Annotated in this window: 18 protein-coding genes; 8 read left to right on the plus strand and 10 right to left on the minus strand. The window is 69.7% G+C overall.

The window, feature by feature from the left end; genetic code table 11:
* Positions 1 to 1576, minus strand: a 1576-nt coding sequence (locus HUW62_RS34755) for a two-component regulator propeller domain-containing protein (RefSeq protein ID WP_303626881.1), incomplete at its 3' end; no start/stop codon positions are given.
* A gap of 557 nt (positions 1577 to 2133) precedes the next feature.
* Between HUW62_RS34755 and HUW62_RS34760 the strand changes: the two genes are divergently transcribed.
* The gene (locus tag HUW62_RS34760) at positions 2134 to 2808 is read left to right on the plus strand and encodes a hypothetical protein (RefSeq protein ID WP_163866010.1); all 675 of its coding nucleotides are present in this window, start codon (positions 2134 to 2136) and stop codon (positions 2806 to 2808) included.
* An 18-nt stretch (positions 2809 to 2826) separates the two neighbouring features.
* Here the strand turns inward: HUW62_RS34760 and HUW62_RS34765 are convergent, their stop codons facing one another.
* A complete protein-coding gene (locus HUW62_RS34765) occupies positions 2827 to 5328 on the minus strand; it encodes a serine/threonine-protein kinase (RefSeq protein ID WP_176436872.1) in 2502 nt (833 codons plus the stop codon).
* A 474-nt stretch (positions 5329 to 5802) separates the two neighbouring features.
* Between HUW62_RS34765 and HUW62_RS34770 the strand changes: the two genes are divergently transcribed.
* Together HUW62_RS34770 and HUW62_RS34775 are read left to right on the plus strand one after the other, a co-directional pair.
* Complete coding sequence (locus tag HUW62_RS34770; protein ID WP_163866008.1) at positions 5803 to 7539, plus strand: S8 family serine peptidase; 1737 nt, start codon at positions 5803 to 5805, stop codon at positions 7537 to 7539.
* A 166-nt stretch (positions 7540 to 7705) separates the two neighbouring features.
* A complete protein-coding gene (locus HUW62_RS34775) occupies positions 7706 to 8401 on the plus strand; it encodes a hypothetical protein (protein ID WP_176436873.1) in 696 nt (231 codons plus the stop codon).
* Positions 8402 to 8491: 90 nt separating this feature from the next.
* On the opposite strand, the gene HUW62_RS34780 is transcribed toward HUW62_RS34775, so the two are convergent.
* Positions 8492 to 8950: a DUF2267 domain-containing protein gene (locus HUW62_RS34780; RefSeq protein ID WP_163866007.1), complete on the minus strand. Its 459-nt coding sequence runs from the start codon at positions 8948 to 8950 to the stop codon at positions 8492 to 8494.
* Positions 8951 to 9362: 412 nt separating this feature from the next.
* Between HUW62_RS34780 and HUW62_RS34785 the strand changes: the two genes are divergently transcribed.
* The gene (locus HUW62_RS34785) at positions 9363 to 9776 is read left to right on the plus strand and encodes a hypothetical protein (protein WP_163866006.1); all 414 of its coding nucleotides are present in this window, start codon (positions 9363 to 9365) and stop codon (positions 9774 to 9776) included.
* A 187-nt stretch (positions 9777 to 9963) separates the two neighbouring features.
* On the plus strand, positions 9964 to 11121 hold the full coding sequence (locus tag HUW62_RS34790; RefSeq protein WP_163866235.1) for a cytochrome-c peroxidase: 1158 nt from the start codon (positions 9964 to 9966) through the stop codon (positions 11119 to 11121).
* A 55-nt stretch (positions 11122 to 11176) separates the two neighbouring features.
* On the opposite strand, the gene HUW62_RS34795 is transcribed toward HUW62_RS34790, so the two are convergent.
* The 4 genes from HUW62_RS34795 to HUW62_RS34810 form a co-directional block, all read right to left on the minus strand.
* On the minus strand, positions 11177 to 12583 hold the full coding sequence (locus tag HUW62_RS34795; RefSeq protein ID WP_176436874.1) for a M24 family metallopeptidase: 1407 nt from the start codon (positions 12581 to 12583) through the stop codon (positions 11177 to 11179).
* Between the two features lie 173 nt (positions 12584 to 12756).
* Complete coding sequence (locus HUW62_RS34800) at positions 12757 to 13116, minus strand: hypothetical protein (RefSeq protein ID WP_176436875.1); 360 nt, start codon at positions 13114 to 13116, stop codon at positions 12757 to 12759.
* A 56-nt stretch (positions 13117 to 13172) separates the two neighbouring features.
* Positions 13173 to 14423 (minus strand): kelch repeat-containing protein, encoded by a 1251-nt coding sequence (locus HUW62_RS34805; protein ID WP_176436876.1) that lies wholly within the window; start codon positions 14421 to 14423, stop codon positions 13173 to 13175.
* A gap of 172 nt (positions 14424 to 14595) precedes the next feature.
* Complete coding sequence (locus HUW62_RS34810) at positions 14596 to 14922, minus strand: DUF2171 domain-containing protein (RefSeq protein ID WP_163866002.1); 327 nt, start codon at positions 14920 to 14922, stop codon at positions 14596 to 14598.
* Positions 14923 to 15126: 204 nt separating this feature from the next.
* Between HUW62_RS34810 and HUW62_RS34815 the strand changes: the two genes are divergently transcribed.
* Both HUW62_RS34815 and HUW62_RS34820 read left to right on the plus strand, forming a co-directional pair.
* Positions 15127 to 15324: a hypothetical protein gene (locus HUW62_RS34815; protein ID WP_163866001.1), complete on the plus strand. Its 198-nt coding sequence runs from the start codon at positions 15127 to 15129 to the stop codon at positions 15322 to 15324.
* A 149-nt stretch (positions 15325 to 15473) separates the two neighbouring features.
* Positions 15474 to 15989, plus strand: a complete 516-nt coding sequence (locus HUW62_RS34820; protein WP_163866000.1) for an aminoacyl-tRNA deacylase — start codon at positions 15474 to 15476, stop codon at positions 15987 to 15989.
* On the opposite strand, the gene HUW62_RS34825 is transcribed toward HUW62_RS34820, so the two are convergent.
* The 3 genes from HUW62_RS34825 to HUW62_RS34835 all read right to left on the minus strand — a co-directional run bounded on the left by HUW62_RS34825 (position 15986) and on the right by HUW62_RS34835 (position 18856).
* Positions 15986 to 16387 (minus strand): hypothetical protein, encoded by a 402-nt coding sequence (locus HUW62_RS34825; protein WP_163865999.1) that lies wholly within the window; start codon positions 16385 to 16387, stop codon positions 15986 to 15988. The two genes, HUW62_RS34820 and HUW62_RS34825, sit on opposite strands and share 4 nt — an antisense overlap.
* Positions 16384 to 17673 (minus strand): type II toxin-antitoxin system HipA family toxin, encoded by a 1290-nt coding sequence (locus HUW62_RS34830; protein WP_163865998.1) that lies wholly within the window; start codon positions 17671 to 17673, stop codon positions 16384 to 16386. Before HUW62_RS34830 ends, HUW62_RS34825 begins: the two co-directional genes overlap by 4 nt.
* A gap of 154 nt (positions 17674 to 17827) precedes the next feature.
* Positions 17828 to 18856 (minus strand): ABC transporter ATP-binding protein, encoded by a 1029-nt coding sequence (locus HUW62_RS34835; protein ID WP_176436877.1) that lies wholly within the window; start codon positions 18854 to 18856, stop codon positions 17828 to 17830.
* 410 nt (positions 18857 to 19266) lie between these two features.
* Between HUW62_RS34835 and HUW62_RS34840 the strand changes: the two genes are divergently transcribed.
* Entirely contained in the window at positions 19267 to 20334 is a 1068-nt protein-coding gene (locus HUW62_RS34840) for a hypothetical protein (RefSeq protein ID WP_176436878.1), read from the plus strand.
* Positions 20335 to 20431 lie beyond the last annotated feature (97 nt).

Below are 20431 nucleotides of genomic sequence, written 5' to 3' on the forward strand. Positions count from 1 at the left end.
TCCACCGCCCCAGCCCCGTCTCCGTGCCCACCCACACCGTGCCGTCCGCGTCCGCCAGCAGCGCCAGCACCACCTCGCCGGGCAGCCCGTCCTTCAACGTGAAGCGCTGGGGGCCCTTGCCCTCCTCGATGCGCCACAGCCCGCCCTCGGAGCCCAGCCACACCGCGCCCGTCGCGTCCTCGGCCATGACGATGATGGGCTCGGCCGACAGCCCCTGCTTCGTGCCGAACACCGTGACGTCGTCACCGCGAACGCGCGCCAGCCCCTGCCGCGTGCCGAACCACTGCGTCCCGCGCGAGTCCACCAGGATGGACGTCACCACGTGGTCCGGCAGCCCCTGCACCCGCGACGACTTCGCGAAGCGCTGCCCGTCGTAGCGGAACGCGCCCGCCTTGGAGCCCACCCACAGCGTGCCGTCCGGCGCCTCGTGCAGCGCGGTGATGACCGGGTCCGTGCCTCCCTCGAAGTCCTCCATGCGGTGGATGCGCCCGTCGCGCAGGTAGAACAACCCGCCGCCCACCGTGCCCAGCCACACCGTGCCGCGCTTGTCCTCCAGCACCGTGCTGACCGTCTCGTTGTTCAGCCCCTCGGGGATGCCGTACGTGGCGAACGGGCCGTCGCGCAGGCGGAACAGCCCCGAATAGGTGCCCACCCACAGCGCCCCGTCGCGGTCCTCGAGCAGCGACAGGACCTCCGCGTCCGCGAGCCCCGCGCCGTGCAGCGGTGAGCTGAAGCCGTCGACCTCCCGCCGCACCAGCCCTCCGCGCCGCGAACCCACCCAGAGGTTGCCCTGGCTGTCCGCCAGGAGCGCGGTGACGGTGGCCGGCAGCCCGTCCGCCGTCGTGAAGCGCCTGGCCACCACGCCATTCCACGAGACGAGCCCCGTCTCCGTCCCCATCCACAGCGTGCCGGCGACGTCCTGGAAGAGCGCGGTGACCTCCGGGCGCTCATCGGGGCCCGGGACGGGGAAGGGAGTGCGCCGCACCTGCCCGCCCTCCAGCAACGCCAGGCCCGCCTTGGTGCCCACCCACAGCCGGTTGTCACCGCCCGCCCGCGCCAGCGCGGTGATGAAGGAGCCCGGCAGACCGTCGGCCTCCGTGTACTGACGCGCCACGCCTTCGCCCAGCGGCACCTGCCAGAGTCCCCCGGTGGTGCCCACCCAGAGCGAGCCTTCGCCGACGAGCAGCTCCTCGACGCGCACGCCCTCCAGCGGCGCGGAGGCACCGGGGGCGCGCTCGAAGCGGCCGTCCGCGTAGGACACCAGCCCCTGGTCCGTGCCCACCCACAGCACGCCGGAGGCATCCTCCACGAGCGCCTTGATGGTGTGGTTGCGCAGCTCCGGCGTGTTGCGCTTGTCGAAGACGACGAAGCGCGCGCCGTCGAAGCGCACCAGGCCCTCCCACGTGCCGAGCCACACGTAGCCGTCTCGCGTCTGCGCGAGCGCCAGCAGGCTGTTCTGCGGAAGCCCGTCGTCGCTGCGCCACGAGTCCTGGCTGTACTGGGACACCCAGCGCTGCGGGTCCAAGGCGAGGCCCGGCCGCGCCAGGACGAACCCGGCCAGCAGGATGAGCCCCATGAGCCCACGCCAGAAAACGCGGGCCCGATGCCTCGGGATGGACATGACGTCCCCCAGTGTCCGGCAGAAACGCCCGCGAGGCCAAACCTCCGGCATTCACCCACAGTGGAACGTTGGCCGTTAACGGCCTCGGCGACAGCGGCGGGGGACGACCTGCCCCCCCACGACTCCCAAACTTCCCCCCGCCGCTGTCGCCTCGTACGCCACCACCGCCGGCACCCAAGAGCCGTGCTCCCGGGGAACCGGGGCCATGGCCCTGGCGCTCCTCGCTTCAAGACCCCGGTGGTGGGTGGGGTCTCGCCGCATCGCGCTGAAACCAAGATGGGAGCCACCCGTGGCGCGCGCCACTGCGGGAAACAGACAGCAGTCACGTCCCGCGGTCGCCCCAGGGCAGCCCCTGGGCGCCTGTCCTCCCGCCCGGCGCCGAGCCATGAAACACGCCGAGCCCGCCTGCTGTCGCGGTGGCTTTCCGGACGAAGTCCAGGCGGCGGACGAAGGTGCATGCCACCCCGGGGGCTGGGAGCGTCTATGCTCCGCGCGCCGAAGAGCGAGGGTGGATGAGCGACGGGGCGTTGTTCTCGACGGACACGGTGAGCACCGAGGCGCGGTACCAGTGGCGGTTGTGGGCCGCGGACGTGCTGGATGTGGCGACGGCGGCCCTGGTGGGCTGGGCCGCGCTGCGGGCGATGGAGCACGAGCGGACGCCGGGGGCGATGGTGCTGGCCATGGTCCTCGCCTGGCTCGCAGGGTCCGTGGTGGGTGGGATTTGGGGACGGACGCTGTGGCGACAGCTCACGGGCGTGTGGCTGGTGCACAACGGAAACGCGCCGGGTGCGCAGCGGGGGCTCGTCCGGGGCTTCACCACGCCGGTGGACCTGCTGGTGGCGCCCGTGCTGCAACGCCGGCCCTTCGACACGATGCTCGGGCTCTATGCGGAGCCGGTGACGGCGGGCGTGGGGAACCGGCTGAAGGGCCTGGCCTCGCAGTTGCCCTGGCTGGCGGTGCTCGTGGGAGCGGTGTGGCTGCTCGTCACGCCCACGCGCGCGGAGACGCTCAAGTACCTGGGGCGGACGTTGACGGGCTGGCACTGCTGCCACGGCACGCGGGACATGACGTGGGAGTGCCGCTCGTCCCTGAACCGCGCGGTGCGCGAGGCGAGCTCAGGCCATGAGGACGTGCGCGCCGTCGTGGCGGACTGTCCGGTGGCCTCGGAGCGACTCGCGAAGCCGTGAGCCGGAGCGCCGGGGGCGTCACTGCGGCTGGGTGATGACCTCGCCCTCTTCGCAGAACACGCCCACCTTGCCCTTCTCGACGAAGCGCTCGGCGTGCTTCGAGAAACTCTTCACGGTCCGCTCCTTGCCGGGAAGCAGGATGCCCAGCCTGCCCCGCTGGCGGCCGTCCTTCACCACGGTGCAGTTGGTCCAGGTGAAGTCGTCGGTGTTGCGGACCGACACATCGTCTCCTCCGAACGGTCCGACGGCGCCCGCCATCCTCACGACGCCCTTGAGGACCTTGGGCGGAGCAATCATCGGCGGAGCGGCGGCGGACGCTGGCCCGGCTGGGTCGGGTTCCGCATCGGGGTATGCCTCTAACTCGTTGCCCTGGCTGCTCTGGTTGCCGGAGTCCGGCATCGCGACGAAGTACAAGGCCTTGGTGCTCTTGAGGTCCTTGGGGGCAATGACCTGCCTGACCTTCGCATCGAACTTCAACCAGACCTTCGGCCCACTCCTGCTGCCCACGATGGCGTAGCCGAGCAACTCTCGCCGCCCGTCGCTCCTGGGGAGACCCACGACCCGGAGCTTGTCGTCCGCCAGCAACTTCTTGATGTGGGGGCCCGAGACGAAGGGGCCCGTCCCGTCGCTCTTCAAGGGCAGCGCCTCTGAAACCGAAACATAGGTGACGCCCTTCTCGGGCGCGGGCTTGGGCGCCACGACGACGGCCACGGGCTCGGGCTCCGGAGCGGGCTTGGGGGGCGGCTTCGTCGCGGGCGGCTTGGGCTTCACCGTCTCCCGGATGGCCACCTTCTCCGGCTCCGGCTTGGGCGCCGGCTTGTCGGGGGGCGGAGGTACGGGCCGCGTCTCCGCGGTGGTCGGCGGAGTGGGCTTCTTGTCTGGCGGAGCGGGCTTCGTGTCCGGGTTGGGAGGCGGCGGGCTCGTGGTGACGGCAGGCGGAGGCGTGGGGGCCTCGGAGCCGCCCGGACCCTTGACGAAGTGGGCCGTCGTCACCGCCGTGCCCACCATCAGCAGCAACACCGTGAGCGCGATGACGAGCATCGTCGCCGTCTTCTTCCGGGAGGAAGCGGGCCGGGTGGCCACATCGCTCGAGGACTGGGAGACGGACGCCGTCGACACCGGGGCCACCTGCGCCACCGGCCCCGAGGAGGACGCTTGCGGCGCCTGGACCACCGACTCCTGCACCACGACCTTGGCGGGTGACGGGTTCACGGGCCCCGAAGACGCGGCGCTCGCGGAGGCCGCGGCCACCAGGGCCCCGCCCGCGACGGCACCAGCCCCGGTGCCGGGACGCAGGGTGGTGGCGTCATTGCCCATCGCGTCGTCGGCGGAGGGAACATCCCGCCGGGCCATGCCGGCCACACGCCGCTCGTGCGAAGGAGCAGCAGCGGGAGCCTCCGTCGGCGCGCGCATCATCGTCGGCTCGAAGCCCGACGGCGCGGTGTCCTCCGGAGCGGCCTGCGGCCCCGTACCGAACGCGCCCGTGCCCGTGCCACCCGCAAGCATGGGCATCGGCGTGGGCGTGCGGTGGTGGCTTCCGGACGACGTCACCTTGGAGATGAGCTGTCGCTGCGCGGCGAAGGCCTCCGGGCACAGGGCGCGCACGAAGTGGCCCACTTCCTCGGCGCCCACGGACGCGCCGGAGCGCACCAGCTCTCCATTGAGCGCCCGCGCCAGCTCGTCCGCGCGCGAGTAGCGTTCATCCGGCTTGATGGTCAGCGCGCGGCGCACGACGGCGTCCAGCGTCGCATCCAAATCTCCACGCAGCCCCGTCAGCGGCGGAATGTTGGGCTGCGACATGGCCGCCATCATCTCGCCCACCGTCCCGTGGGGGATGAGCGAGCGGCCGGCCAGCATCTCCCACAGCACCACCGCGCACGAGTAGATGTCGCTGCGGTGGTCCAGCGCCTCCGCGCGCACCTGCTCCGGCGACATGTAGCCCAGCTTCCCCATCACCGTGGCGGGCAGGGTGTACTTGCTGCGCGCCGCCGACTTGGCCAGGCCGAAGTCGATGACCTTGACCTCGCCCTCGTACGACACCATGACGTTATGGGGCGACACGTCGCGGTGGACGATGCCCAGCGGCGCGCCATCTGGCCCCACCTTGCGGTGCGCGTAGCCCAGGCCCTCCGCCATGCGCTGACCCAGGAACAGCGCCACCGGCACCGGCACCTGCGCGCCCTGCAGCCGCGCCTGCTCCAGCAGGTACGCCAGGTCCACGCCGGCCACGTACTCCAGCGCCATGTAGTACGTCCCGTCCGCCTCCCCCATGTCGTACACCTGGGCGATGGACGAGTGGACCAGGTGCACCAGCACCTTGGCCTCGTGGTGGAAGCGGTCCAGGAACTGCCGGTCCTTCAGCAGCGTGGGGAGGATGGTCTTGACGATGCACGGCTTCTCGAAGCCGGCCGCGCCGCTGATCTTCGCCAGGAACACCTCGCCCATGCCGCCCTGGCCCAGGGGGTGGACGAGCTCATAGCGCCCGAGGAAACGGGAGGACTCTGTAGGTGCGGTGCTCATGGCTTCTCCTGGCAGCGAAGCACCCGGACACACACGGAATCAAGCTGCCGAGCACCCTTCTCGCGTCTGTCCGACACCGTACGCCCCCGGAACATCCCTTCAACGGCCCCAGCCAGCATGTCAGACCGGTGGGGCACAACGGTGAGTGAAATCGCCGCGCGCCGCGGTACGCGCGAGCCCGGGCTTCGTTGAGCGCCTCGGCGCGGCGGTCCCGGCCCCGTCTCCGTCGAAGTGGGCGGGAAGAGCGGGTTTCGGGACAACAGCCCCCAGCTCGGCCTCGGGACGACGGCCAGTTTGAGACAGGCGGGCCACACAGGATGTGAACCCGCGCACCTCCCGCCGCCGCGCGCCCGGCACGGCCGTTGCCGCTCGGAAGGGGGATGCACTTCCTGGGGACAGATGGGGTCGTCCGGCTGGAAGCCCTTCGGCCTGGCACCGCGAAGTCGCCCGGGTGGTGACGGAAGGAAGTGGCTCATGAAGCGCTGGGGAGTCATGGGGCTGTTGACCCTGTCGGCCTGCATGCCGGACGAGTCCTCCGAGCGGGATGCCCAGCAGAACGTCTGCCCGGGCATCACCGCGGGCATGCTTCCAGGACAGCCGCAGGGGAAGGTCGCGAACCGGACGACGACGGACGGTGACGGACGCGAGCCGGTCATCATCCGCTACCGGACCCAGGGCGAGGGGACCGCGGGCAAGGTGCGCCAGTGGGGCGGGCTGGTGACGGCGACGTTCAAGAACGTGCCGGCGGTGGCCGCGCGCGTGACGCCCGAGGAGAAGCGCGAGCTGGCGTTGGATCCGCTGGTGGAGAGCATCGAGCCGGATGGGGAGCTGCACTCGCTGGGGCCCTCCCTGCCGTCGGCGCTGGCGCTGGCGGGAGTCCTCGCGGGCACGAGCGCCACCTCGGAGTACACCCCCGAGCTGCGCCGGGTGCAGGCGCCCGAGGTCTGGGACCGGGACTCGGATGGCGTGTTGGACCCGGGGGCCGTGACGGGCGCGGGCGTGAAGGTGTGCGTCATCGACAGCGGCATGGACCTGGACCACCCGGAGCTGCGGGACGCGGTGGTGGCGGCCCGGGACTTCCTGGAGGGGGACGACACGCCCAGCGACAGCCTCGAGGGCCGGTGGGGCTCCGGCCATGGCACGCACGTGGCGGGCATCATCGCCGCGCGGCCGGGCCTGGGCGGCCAGGGCGGGCCGGTGCTGGACGAGCGCGGGCTGATGGGTGTGGCGCCCGGAGCGCAGCTCGTCATCGCCCGGGTGCTGGATTTGGAAGGCCGCACCCACATGAGCCTGGTGATGAAGGCGCTGGAGTACTGCCTGGGCGAAGGCGCGAAGGTGGCCTCGCTGTCGCTGGGAGGCGGCCTGGGCACGCTCACCACGCAGGACTCGTTCAAGGCGGCGCTGGACGGCGGGATGCTGGTGGTGGCGGCGGCCGGCAACGAGGCGCAGGGCCTGGTGTCCTATCCGGCGTCGGACCCGTCCGTGCTCGCGGTGGGCGCGCTGGACAACCAGGACAAGCGCGCGGTGTTCTCCTCCTATGGAGAGGGCCTGGCGCTGATGGCCCCGGGCGTGGACGTGCTGTCCACCTTCCCGCAGGGGCGGGGCTCGCTGTCCGCGCTGGAGGTGGGAGGCAACCGGCCCACGTCGCGCTCGCTGCTGTATGCGCCCACCGGAGACACCGGCGGCTCGCTGGTGGACTGCGGTGACGGCAAGGGGCTGGACTCGTGCGGCGAGAACAGCACCTGCCGCGGCTTCGTCGCCTACGTGCACCCGAGCCCCTACGTGCGGCCCGACAAGGCCATCGTCAACGTGATGATGCAGGGCGCGCGCGCGGTCATCTTCGCCAGCGAGCTGATGGAGGGTGGCGCGGAAATCCTCTCGGTGCCGCAGCGCGGACACTGGGTGCCCGCCGTCACCATCACCCAGGCGGCCAGCACGCTGATGGAGCGGCAGATGGGCGCCACCGCGAAGCTCAGCCTGCATCCGGCGGACTACGCGTACATGTCCGGCACCTCCATGGCCACGCCGTATGTCAGCGGCGTCGCCGCGCTCCTGTTCAGCGCGCGTCCCAACGCCACGCCCGCCGAGGTGAAGGCGGCGCTCCTGAGCAGCGCGAAGGACCTGGGCGCCGGCGGCTTCGACGAGCAGTACGGCCACGGGCTGGTGCAGGCCCGGCGGGCGATGGAGGCGCTCATCGGCCCCCTGCCCTGAGCCTTCCGCGCGCCTGCCCCACCCTCCGGGGTGGGAAGGACGACGAGACGACGTGTCCACCGCCTCGCCGAGGAGAGGACGGGCGGAGGGCGCGGCCCCCGGGAACATTGCCGGGAGGGGCCGCGGACTCCACGTTGCCTTCCGGACGCTCGGAAAGGAGTCCGACATGAAGGCATTCGTGCGTATCGCGGGATGTGTGGCGGCGCTGTGGGGATGCGCCGTGGGAGCCCAGGAGGACTACCGGCCCAGCGCGGAGCGGGCCCCCAGCAACCTGGAGCCAGTCCAGGTCGAGGAGTCCACGAAGAAGAAGTCCACGAAGAAGCACGCCAATACCGGCCTGTACGCGCAGCTTGGCGGCGGCGCGGAGGGCTACACCGGACAGCTGGCGCCCCGGCTCGACGCGGGCTTCACGTACGGCGCCGCCATCGGCTACCGGCCCATGGAGTTCCTGGCGGTGGAGCTGGGCTACAACGGCAGCCTCAACAACGTGGACGTCGACGGGAACGGCCGGGCGGGCGGCCTGGGCGATGGCCCGGACGTGGCTCGCAACGGCGGCCAGGCGCTCGTCATCGGCAACTTCACCGACACGCGGCTCCAGCCCTACGCGGTGACGGGCCTGGGCATCGACGACTACAACATCCGCCACGACGAGGTGGGCCGCCAGTTCGGCTTCCGCGACGACACCAGCGGCTATGTGCCGGCGGGCCTGGGCCTGCGCTACCAGATTGGCAAGCTCATCACCGCCGACGCGCGCGTCAGCTACAACTTCCTCTTCGACCAGGACTTCGCGCCCACCTCCGCGACGCCCAACGCCCTGGACGGCCGCTACATGGGGATGCTCCAGCTGGGCGGCACCTACTAGCAGCCGGCACGACGTGAAGAGGCGTCCGGACCACCGCATCGGGTCCGGACGCCTCATGCGTCCCATGGACGAACACCCCTTGCCAAAGACTCAAGAAGGCCGGTCGATGCCCAGGCGCGACGCGGACCACGTGCCCTGGAGCCAGCGGGGCAGCTGGCTCTCGATTTTGTCCGCCTCCTGCTCCGTCACCTGCGTGCGCAGCGCCGCGAAGACGCCGTGCAGCACCAGGCGCACGTTCTCCGGCTCGGCGTTCAGGTGGTTGGATATCCGGAGATAGAAGTCGTCACGGTCCACCTTCCCGCGCGTGCCGTCCGGATGGCGGGGGCACGCATCCACGAGCCCTCTCAAATCCTCGGGAAGCTGCTCGCGCAACTGCCGCATCAGCCCGTCGGACAAGAGCTCCGCCAACCCACAGAACACCGCCTCCGCCGCCTGCTCCGCCACGAAGTCCGGGAGCTGCGCGGATACCGCGTCCATGAAGGACTTCCGGTCCGTGCCCACCCCCAGCCCCGACCACGACTGCGTCGCTTCCTGTTTCTGAATCGACATGCGCGTCTCCTCTCGCGCCCTTCACCGTGGGGGCGCGGCGAGTGTCCGGCAGCAGCCAACAGTCCTGCTTCCCGGCCGCACGCTCCGCGACAGGACTTGCATCCCCGCATTCCCAAACATGGGATTCCCGTTCGCTCATGGGACGTCCAATCAACCCGGCGCAGCGCGGTATGTCTGCCTTTGATTCGACCGATGAACTGGACTCATGGCGCCCCACTCCGAGTCATGGACATCGGAGACAAGGCGTCCGGAACCACACGGAACTCCAGGGGATTTGCAGAAAACCCGTCACATTCCGTGTGAGGGGAATGGGTGGAATGAAATCTCGTCGCAATTGTAGTGAGCGCGCGACGTAGGTCGCCTGTGCGGCAAACGAGCCGCCTTCTCTTTCCCCCAAGAAGTGAGGATTTTCATGTATCGCATCGCCGTTGCCGCCCTGATGCTTGCCGCCACTGGTTGCGCCACCACGGGAGGCGCTGGTGGAAGCCAGGGCAACGCCACCGTCGCCGGCGTCATCAAGCTGCCGGAGAGCGGGCTCGCGCAGGCGGGCAACCCGTGTGACCAGCTGCGCGTCGTGGTCGCTCACGCCGCGAAGCCCTCGGACGCGCTGGGCAAGGCCATGGTGAAGTCGAGCCGTGGCAACCGCTGCTCGTTCACCATCTCCGGCGTGCCGAGCAACACCGACCTTCAAATCAGCGCGGCGCCCGAGTCCGGGCTGAAGTGCGACAACGGGTCCGCGCCCACCATCACCCCGGAGCCGTCCACCATCAAGATGGTGAACTACGGCACCGGCACGAAGGACTTCACGGTGAGCTGCGGCGCCTGAAGTCGTCGTCACGTCCCCCCTTCGCTCATGTCGGGAGCGGAGGGGCCGGGCGACCCCGGGACGTCCAGGAATTCCGGATTGATTCGCGCGCGGAGGGGCGCGAAGCTCTCGGCAGACCGCCCGCGGGGCGGCACGAGGTACCGGAGTGAACCGGGCCGCGAGGGATGCGAAGGACGACCCGGTGAAGATTCCAAGCAACTGGCGCACCGCCGCGCTGGCCCTCTGCCTGAGCGGGCTGGGCCTGGCGTGTGAGTCGGAAGAGCCCTTCCCCACGCTCGACGAGCTGGACCAGCTTCGCAGCCTGCACTCGCTGTCGAGCCACCCGCGCCTGGACGCCACCAACAAGGTGGACGGCATGCAGGTGGCCCAGGAGCTGGGGCATGACTTGTTCAAGGACACGGGCCTGTCCCGCTGCGGCACCGTGTCCTGCGACAGCTGCCACTCCGGAGACGGCCGCACGGTGGAGACGGCGACGGCCGAGGGCTGTGGCGGACAGCGGACGGAGCGCAACCCGCCCACGGTGCTGAACGTGCGGCACAACCGCTGGTTCATGTGGGACGGGCGGGCGGACTCGCTCTGGGCTCAAGCGATTCTGCCGCTGACGAATCCGGTGGAGATGGACTCGGACGCGGAAGTCGTGCGGGCGCGGCTGGTGGCGGAGGAGTCCTACCGGACGCGCTACCAGGCGCTCTTCGGCGTGGAGCCCTCGGGCGTGGCCGCGCCGGTGCTGATGGCCAACGTGGGCAAGGTGATGGCGGCGTACGAGCGGGTGCTGATGCAGGTGGACGCGCCCTTCGACACGGACGTGAAGCGCTTCATCGCCGCGGCGGAGGCAGGCACGGCGGAGAGCGACCCGGCGTTCCTGGGGTTGAAGACCTTCGTGCGCAAGGGCCAGTGCGTCGTCTGCCACAAGGGGCCCTCGCTGACGGACGAGCTGTTCCACAACGTGGGCCTGGAGGACCGTGGGCCGGGCGCGGGGGGACAGTGGGCGGTGCTCCCCCAACTGCTGGACTGGGAGTTCAACACGGCGAGCAGGTACAGCGACGACCCGAACGGCACGGACGCGATGCGGCTGCGCACGCTGCGCACGCAGGCGAAGCAGGAGGAGCTGGACGGGGCGTTCCGCACGCCGTCGTTGCGCAACGTGGCGCTGACGGCGCCGTACATGCACACGGGCGCGCAGGCCACGCTGGAGGAGGTCGTCGACTTCTACAACGACGGCGGCAACCCGGAGGGAAGCTTCACCGGCAAGCGCACCGTCACCATCGTCCCGCTGGAGCTGACGGACGCGGAGAAGCGCGCGCTGGTGGAGCTCTTGAAGTCGCTGACGGGCACGCCGCGCTGAGGCGCTGGCGCCGGGCTCCCGCGTCCTTCTAGAGGGCGGGAGCCCGCGAGCCGCTTCAGCGCACCAGGTGGAACTCCGTCTGGCGCTTCCAGGCCCAGTGCACGCGGCCTTCCGCGTCGATGGTGATGTCCTCTTCCTGGGCGGAGCGCACGCGCTGGTTGTTCCACTCGGGCACGGGGCTCGTCGCCTGGAGTTCAATCGAGTACCACATGTTCGCCATGACCTTGTGGTCGCCGTTGCCGGGCACGCCCTCCTGCCGGTCCCACAGGCCCACCATGGCGCCCGCGCCGTGGCCGTGCAGGCCAATGGGGTGTGAGTAGATGGTGCCGTCGATGCTCTCGGACGCCATGCGCTGACGGGAGCTCTTGAGGACCTCGTTGCCGGTGCGACCGGGGCGCAGCTCCTCGAAGACGATGTCCTGCAGGCGGTTGGACGTCTTGAGCGCGGCCTTCAGGCCGGCGGGCACGTCCGTCTCGCCCTCGCGCAGCACGTAGCCCATGTGCTGGGTGTCGGTGTTGAGCCGCAGGGCGGTGACGCCGTAGTCGCAATGGAGCACATCGCCGCGCTGGATGACGGGGTCCTCGCCGAGCTGCTCCTCGATGACGCCCTGACGCTGGACGTCCACGGACGGCTGGAACCAGGTGTCGAGGCCCAGGTCCGCCAGGCGCTGGCGCATCCACCATTCCACGTCGGAGATGCGGGTGACGCCGGGGGTGATGACCTGGTGGGAGAAGGCCGTCTCGATGATGTTCCAGGCGAGCTTCGTCTCGTCCTCGTAGAAGCGCACCTCGTCGGGGATGCGCCACGCGAGCAGGTCCACGGGCAGGCCTTCCGCGGGCTTGAAGCGCCTCACCCAGTCGGGGCCGAGCGCCTGGGCCATGCCCTCGTACTCGCCATGGGAGAGGCCGTCGGCGAAGGCGAACGTGCGGGAGACGTCGAGCGCGATGCTCTTGGGCTGGCGCTCCTCCAGCACCTGCTTGAGCACCAGCCACTGGTCCGGCCCCCACAGCTCCGCCTGGCGCAGGCCCTCTCCGCCGTGGGTCACCTGCTGCTGGGCGCGACGCGGAACATAGACACCGCCCTGAGGTCCACCGCCGAGGGCCAGGCGCTCCACGCCCTTCTCCGGGCCCAGGTCATGGAACACGTAGATGGTGCGGCGGCGCGCGGCGAACGTGGTGGGCGACACGAGCGCCTTGAAGACGGGGTCCTCGTTGTACTCGCGCATGGGGACGACCCACATCTCGATGCCGTACTTGCGCATGAGCTGGGGGAGCGCCGTGTCCATGCGCTCGCGCAGCCAGGCCTGCTGACGCTCGGCCTGCTCACGCAGGGTGCCGAAGGGACGCTCTGGCGCGGAGGCCTTCGCTGTCGCCGCGGCGGTGGCGTCCGGAGACTGCGAGGAGACGGAAGCACATGCGGTGCTCAGCATGAGCGGTGCGAGGAGACGGAGGCGGGTTCGCATGGGCGCGCAGTCTGGCATGCGCGGACGGGGGCGTCTTGGGCTCGGTGAGGTGCGCGAGGGCGGGGGCTTCGCGGCTTGCGAGGCTTTCCGCGCGGGTGGTGCTCAGACAGTCACAGGAGGTTTCGCGCGGGGGATGGGCTGGCGCGATGCGGCACGGGCCTCACGCACGAAAGTCAGGGTGCGCCGGCGCAGGCCTGCTGCTCGGGCCCACAGGCCGCGTCGATGCGCGCCGTGTCCAGGGGCTGGCACTGGTTGGACTGTGACGCGTGCTGCACCTCCATCCGGATGCGCATGCACCGCACGCAGCCGGCCTTCGCGCCCGAGCCCTCATCCAGCACCGGCTCCACCCGCATGTAGCTCTCGTAGACCTCGTCGTTGCAGACCTCCTGGGCACGCGTGTCGCCCAGGCACGCCACCGAGTGGGCACACTGCCCGGTGGCGGCGCGACCGGCCCACTCGGCGAAGGAGGGCTCCGAGACGTCATCACCACAGCCGAGCCACGCCAGGGACATCGCGAACAGGAGCCAACGCATGGCCGCATCTGAGCGGGAATCGGCGGCACTGTCACCCGCGACACGGCGGGCGCCGCTCAGCGTCGCGTCAGTCCCTCGGCGCGACACTGCTGGGCGTCACAGCCCTCGACGACGCAGGGGGAGCACTCGAGCATCCCACCGCAGCCGTCCGGCACCGCGCCGCACGCGTCCTCCCGCGACTCGCACGTCGCCGGGACGCAGCCCGTGGGCTGGTACTTCTCGCTGGAGTCGAGCATGCCCTCCACCTCGTTGGCACCGCCCACGAGCAGCACCGAGCCGTCGCGCAGCGGCAGCGCGCCCGGCAGGCCCCGAGGCTCCGTCAGCGTGGGAGCGGACACCCACTGGCCCGTCATCGGGTCGAAGCGCTCCACCGACGAGAGCGCTCCCGACGTGAAGTGCTCGCCGCCCAGCACCAGCACCTGGCCCTCCGGCGTCACCACCGCGGCATGGTGCTCGCGCGGCACCGACGGCGACGCCACCAGCGTCCACAGGCCCGTCAGCGCGTCGTACACCTCGGCCGTGCTCGACGCGCGCGCGGTGCCACCGCCCACCACCAGCACGCGCCCGTCCGGCAGCAACGTCACGGTGTGCCCCTGTCGATGCGTCCCCGCCGCGCCCCCCGCGAAGCCCGCCTTCTCCCAGCGGCCGGTGGCCACGTCATACAGCTCCGCCTGCAAGCCACTCACGAAGAGCGCCTTGCCCGTGGCCAGCATCACCGCCGTGCTGGCGCCACCCCGCACGAAGCCAGGCGGCGTCGCGGCGGACCACGTGTTCGTCACGGGGTCGAACAGCTCCGCCGAGCGGCGAGGCCGGCGGTCCACGTCGGTGCCACCCGCCACCAGCACGCGGCCGTCGGGGAGCAGCACCGCCGCCGGGTCATTCCGGGACTCGGCCATGGGGGCCACTCGCATCCAGGCGCCCGCCGTCGGCACATACACCTCGGCGTCCGCGAGCGCGCTCGGCGTCAGCGTCTGCGCGCCGCCCACCACCAGCACGCGCCCATCCAACAGCCGCACCGCCGCGTGGTTGCGACGCTCCTTGTGCATGGAGCCCGTCAGGCTCCACATCCCCGTCTCGGGCTCGAACACCTCGCAGCTCATCAAGGTGCGCTGGCCGTCATGGCCTCCAGCGGCGAGCACCCGCCCGTCCTCCAGCGTGACGAAGGGCAGCAGCTTGCGCGGCGTCATCAGCCTCAGGGGCTCGACGCCCGTGTCCCACGCGCCCCCGTCCGCGCGCGGAGCGGAGTTGCACGAGAACACGAGCGCGATGAACGCCACGCCGAGAAATGATGTCTGGATACGTCGCATGAGCTCCACTCGCCTCGCTGGTCGGAGGGAGCCCGTGTAGCCTGACGGTCTGACATTTCCGGGCTGTCCGACCTGAGTGATTCCGGACGCTTGAACGGCGTACCGGGTCGGAAATCCCCCACTCGTGCGGAGCCCGCACCCACGCCGCCGAATCCTGGCGACACAGGGGTGCTCAGTGGCGCACGGAGTCCTCGTCCGATGGGGCGGAGACGTTCGTCGGCTCGGTGTCCATGCCGCGCGAGCTGCGGGGAGGCAGCGCGCCGCCGTCGTCATCCACCTCCAGCGTCAGCAGCGGATGGTCGGCGCGGGACAGGTAGACCTCGTCGCCGCTGACATGGTCCACGTCGCTGAACTCCACCAGGTAGTCGTGTCGGGGAATGGGGACCAGGCCCTGCTCCAGTTCGAAGTGGATGTCACCGACGGCGGCGACCCGGCCCACCTCGCGGCCATCGGAGGCCCTCACGGTCATTCCCTCGCGCACCTCGCCAGACTGAATCATCACGACCTCCTCGCGGCTGCATGACGCCCGGCGCACCCGGGCCCCTCGTCAGGGAGAACCTGCGGGCGTGGTGCGCGTGACGACAGTCCGACGGAGCAGGCAGGGAAGCGCTCGTCGTCCTGGCATGGGCGAAGGGAGGCGCTGGAGTGGGTGGGCGGCTCGGGCGGAGTGGAGTGCCTAACATTCGCGACAGGAGGTGGCCGCATGTTGCTGGAACTGTCCGCGGAGGAAGCCCGCGAGCTGAAGCAGGCGCTGGACACGGCGTTGCTCGAGTTGCTGACCGAGATTTCCCACACGGACCAGCGCGCGTACCGAGACTTGCTCCGTGAGCGGTATGACCGGCTGGACCATCTCAACCGGCGCCTGGAGCTGTCGCTGGAGGGCAGTCAGGTCTACGCCTGAGGCGGGGCTAACGCATCGTCCGGCGGGACGGGGCGAGGGAGCCGGGCGCCGGGGTGGCGGCTCGCGAGGCGGGCGCGCGAGAGGCGGGGCGTGGTGCGCGAGGGCGCGCGGACGCACCTTCTGCCGCGAGCACCGACGGAGGCCGCGCCATGATTCCACAGAACATCATCCAGTACCTGGAAGGACACAACGTCCCCTTCGAGCGCAGGCCTCACCTGCGAGCCATCACCGCGCAGGCGCTCGCGGCGTCACTGCACGTCAGCGGCTTCCAGGTGGCCAAGTCGGTCATCTTCCGCTCGGATGACTCGCTGTGGATTTGCGTGGTGAGCGCGCCGGACTCGGTGAACCTGGACCGACTCGCGGAGGTGACAGGCGCGAAGAACCTGCGGCTCGCCGAGGAGTCGGAGTTCGCCCCGCTCTTCCCCGAGTGCGAGGTCGGCGCGGAGCCGCCCTTCGGAAGGCTCTACGGAGTCCCGGTGGTGGTGGATGAACACCTGCGCCACGCGGAGCGGCTGCTGTTCCGCGCGGGCTCCCACGCCGAGGCCCTGGAGATGCGCTTCGCGGACTTCGAGAACGTGGAGGCCCCCTTCACCGGACTCATCGTTCACGACCGCCAGCGCGAACAACTGCGCATCGAGAACGACAGCTTCTCGCTGCAGCCCTAATCCTCGGACGGCGCGATTGAGCGCCGCCGCTGCCGCTTGTTCTTCGCGAGCGCGGCGCGAAGCATCTCGCGACGCTGCTTCTCGTCATCGTCGAGTGGCCGTGGTTCCTCGAGGCGGGGAAACGTCAACACGACCTTCCCTCCGAACGGCGCGAAGATTTTATTGAGCGTCTCGAGCGTCGGGTTCGCATCCGGCTCGTCCTCGAGCTTCGCGATGATGCTGGCGGAGAGCTTCACGGCGCGCGCGAAGGTCTTCCGGTCCATTCCCAGCATCGTTCCGCGGAGGATTCGCGAGACGTCTCCAAAGTCGAACTCTCCAGCGGCGACCATGGCGGCGAGCTCTTCCAACAGCGCTTTGCGTTCGAGCGGGGTCAACTGGGCGACGTCGGCGCGCTTCATAGGAGCCCCCACGTGCGGAGGCGCTTCTCGGTGTTTAGAAGGCCGAGCCCCGCGAAGTTCAGCGTTTCTTCCGGCAGCCCGAGGTCGGCGAGAAGTTGGGGAAGCTTACGAAGGCGCGAGGCGAGGTCATGGAGTCCTTCTCGCAACGACGATTCATCCGCGCCGAAACTTCGGAGAAGCCCATCCCAGTCGACATCTCCGCCGCGCTCGTACCCTTCCCACGTCGTGGTGCGGGTGATGCCTTCGAGGTCCATCTTCATCGGCGCGAAGTCGAAGATGGGCGCGAGGCGGACGGTGCTGTCCGTTTTGAGCACGGCGATGTTCCTGCAGTGGTTGTCCGAATTGCCGAACACTTGATTCAGCAAGTCTCGCTTCAGGTATTCGAGGCGCACCATCGGCCAGACCGCCCTGGGGACGACGTGTTGCAGTACGCCTAATACCGCTTGATGCTTTTGGAAGGACCCGGGCTCGGCATTGAGTAGCGAGTAGAGGGATTCGAGTCCGAATCGAATCTCGCGACCGTCTCGTCGCGCGACGTCGAAGCGGGGAAGCCAGAGGCTCGGGCCTGAAGGACCTTCGTGAAGCGCGAGTCCCTCTTGCGGAATGGTTTCGAACCCGAGTTCAGCGAGCGCTTTATAATACACATACTCGGACCGGAGAATGGTTCGGTCGCGTTCGTCGCGGCTGCGCGCGAACTTGACGAGGTAGTGCCTATCCGGGCAGGAAGGTTCATCCTGCCAGACGTCGATCCACACATGGTCTGTGTCGTCGCAGCGGAGCAGGAGTTTCGGCGAATCACCGCCAGCGCCTGTCGCACCTCCAACCTGCGCTCCAGCGTTGACGGCGTACTCGATGAAGGCGTGCTCGCGGTCGATGACGGCCTGGCGAGGGAACCGCTGGGGAGCTTCCTTCTTTACGGGAACGGCCTCCTCGACGCGGAGGTTGCCGACCGGCGCAATCGTTCCTTTCCGCAGGAGCTCGATGTCACTCGCCGATTCATCAGGGAGGTTCAGTCGCCGCAGCCACCAACGGCGGGCACTTCCCATGGGTTGCAGGTCATCGAGGAACGCGGGCCAACGACGGCGCCAGACCTTGGGGCCGAACTCGACCGGGAGGTTGAGACTCACCGCTGTCAGCGGCGGCGGATCCGCAATCCACCGAACCCAATAGTCGTACTCGTACTCAAAAACGCACCCTCCACGTCGACCCTCCCCGGGCGCGTTGAACTCAAGCAGCGCCGCCCGCTGCCACGACCCGTCGATGAGCGCCTGGAGGTGCACCTTCATATAATCCTTTATAACGGATTAAAGAGGCCCAGGCCGGGACGATTCATCCATTAAATCGGATTTAAATGGCCCGCCGACACGGATTTAATCCACTATAACGGATCAACTGAAGTATGAGGCAGGCCACTTCGCGGCCGGGATACGGCCTCGATCCTCAGCTGGACGAGCCCTGGGCCCGTCCCGTCCGAGCATCGAAGCGTCGCAGCTTCGATGCGTCGAAGCGCAGTGACACGGGAGTCCCCGAGGCGGCGCGGAAGTCACCAGGTGCACGGGCCACGAGCTGCTCGCCCGCCACGTCCACCGTCACCCAGCACTCGGCGCCCATGGGCTCCACCAGATACACCAACCCCGTCAGCGCGCCCGGTGACGCGGAGTCCCGAGCCATCACCTCCAGGTGCTCGGGACGCAGTCCCAGCACCACGTCCTCGGCCTCCAGACCCAGCGTCCGGGGCTTCACCAGGTTGATGCGCGGCGAGCCGAAGAAGCCCGCCACGAACAGATTCGCCGGCGCGTCGTACAGCTCTCGCGGCGGCGCCACCTGCTGCACCTCGCCCTGGCTCATCACCACCACCCGGTCCGACAGCGTCATCGCCTCCGACTGGTCATGCGTGACGTAGATGAACGTGGCCTGGAGCCGCTCGTGCAGCTTCTTGATTTCACCGCGCATCTGCGTGCGCAGCGCGGCGTCCAGGTTGGACAGCGGCTCGTCGAACAGGAACACCTTGGGCCGCCGCACCAGCGCGCGCCCCAGGGCCACACGCTGCCGCTGACCTCCCGACAGCTCCTTCGGCCTGCGCGACAGCAACGCCTCCAGTCCGAGCACCGACGCCACCTCGCGCACCCGCGCCTCGATGTCCGCGCGCGACAGCCCGGCGACCTCCAGCGGGAAGGCCAGGTTCCTCGCCACGTCCAGGTGCGGATAGAGCGCGTAGCTCTGGAACACCATGGCGATGTCGCGCTCCTTCGGCGACATGCCGTTGACCACCTCTCCGTCGATGCGCAGCGTGCCGCCGGACAGCTCCTCCAGTCCGGCAATCAGGTTGAGCGTGGTGGACTTGCCACAGCCGGACGGGCCGACCAGGGACACGAACTCACCGTCGGCGATGTGCAGCGTCACGCCCTTCACCGCGGCCACGCCCCCTCGATACACCTTGCGCACGTCCTCCAAGGACACCGTCGCCACGCGGCTACGCCTCCCCGGTGCCCGAGCCTCGGGCCCACCACGCGCGGGTTCTCTCCATCGAAGCCGTCTCTCGGATGATGCGCATGGGTACAGCCAACCCCCACGTCACCGGGCACGGCAAGCGCCATGTCGCGCCGCCGTGCACCCGCTGACAACCCGCGCCTGCAGCGCCCCACCGTCATGCCGCCGTCGATGACGAAGGCGGAGCCCGTCAGGGAGGGAGGGTCATCGGAGGCGAGCATCAGCGCCGCGTCAGCGACCTCCGCCGCCGTGGCCAGCAGGGCTCCGTCAATTCCTGGCGTCAGCAGGAATATCGCCAGGTGAGGGGTTGAGTGTCTCGGGACAACTGACCCAGACTCGCCGCGCGCGCAATTCCTTGCGCTCCCCCGACGACAGAAAGAGACCCACCGATGCAAAACCCTCTCATGCGGCTACATCGAGTCTTGTGGTTGAGCGCGGCGGTGACGCTCGGAGGTTGTGGAGAGGTCGATGTCGGCGGAGGAGAAGCCGACAACCTCGCGTCCTCCCCCCAGGCGCTCGGCGCGCAGGAGCAGGTCGCGGCGGGCGAGCGACACACCCTGAGGCTGGGCACTGGCGGCACCGTGTGGGCCTCGGGCAACAACGCGGTGGGCCAGCTCGGGGACGGCACCAACCTGGACCGAGCCAACCCGGTTCAGGTCTCCGGGCTCTCCAACGTGGTGAACATCGCCGCAGGCGCCCATCACTCGCTGGCCCTGCGCGCCGACAACGTCGTCTGGGCCTGGGGCTTCAACACCTACAGCCAGATTGGAGACGGCACCACCACCCACCGCCACGCACCCGTCCCGGTGTTCGCCCCGGCGGTGGGAGTCGCCGCGGGCTACCTCCACTCCCTCGCCCTGCGTTCGAATGGCACCGTCTGGACCTGGGGCCAGAACCGCCCCATCACCCAGGTCGCGGGACTCACCCAGGTCTCCGACATCGCGGCGGGAGAGGACTTCTCGCTCGCCCTGCGCGCCAACGGAACTGTCTGGACCTGGCTCACCAGCGCCACCACTGCCACCCAGGTCCCCGGCCTCACCCAGGTGACCGCCATCGCCGCCGGGAGAAGGCACTCGCTGGCCCTGCGCGCCAACGGAACCGTGTGGACGTGGAACGCCGTCCAGCCCCCCACCCAGGTCCCCGGCCTTTCCGGCGGGGTCTCCATCGCCGGAGGCGAAGGGTATTCGCTGGCGACCGACGCCGATGGCTACGTCTGGGGTTGGGGGAGCAATTCGTGCGGCCAGCTTGGAGACGGCACCACCACCGACCGCCCCACACCCATCAGGGCCACCGGCCCCGAGTTCGCCGTCTCCATCGCCGGTGGATGGCGTCACTCCATCGCCCGAACCTTCGATGGCACCCACTGGACCTGGGGCTGCAACGACTGGGGCCAGCTCGGGGACGGCTTGAGCAACACAGTGCGTTATGTAAGCGTTCACGGGGTGGTGCACGCCTGAGGGGCCAGTTGGGCTGCGAACGGTGGGCCTCACCCCGCTCGACGTGGACCGAGGACGGATTAGAAATACAGGGACGTGGCCACGCCCGACCCGAGAG

Source organism: Myxococcus sp. AM011 (assembly GCF_013372595.1).
GTDB lineage: Bacteria > Myxococcota > Myxococcia > Myxococcales > Myxococcaceae > Myxococcus > Myxococcus eversor.